Raw genomic sequence first — 250 nt, forward strand, 5'->3', positions numbered from 1 at the left:
TGGCGCCGTGAGGCCGTCGACGCGGGCAAAACCCAGCCAGCCCATCAGGGTCAGGAACAGCAGCCACCACCATCCGGCGGGAATGGCTTGTTGCCTGCGACCGCGATCGGTGAGGGCGAGCAGCGCCCAGCCGTTGAGGAGCGTGGTCAGCAGGACCCAAAGAAAGAAGAACGGGCCGGGTCCGGCGACGGCGGCCACTGCCATGGGGATGAGTGCCAGGATCGGGTAGACCCATGGACTCGGGCCGCCC

1 protein-coding gene is annotated in these 250 nt (G+C 68.4%); it reads right to left on the reverse strand.

The features are described from left to right. A partial coding sequence (locus SB724_RS21215) for a hypothetical protein (RefSeq protein WP_410572980.1) occupies positions 1-204 on the reverse strand: 204 nt, incomplete at its 3' end. Positions 205-250 lie beyond the last annotated feature (46 nt).

This window comes from Bacillus sp. SIMBA_031 (assembly GCF_046535225.1).
In the GTDB taxonomy this organism is placed as follows: domain Bacteria; phylum Bacillota; class Bacilli; order Bacillales; family Bacillaceae; genus Bacillus; species Bacillus velezensis.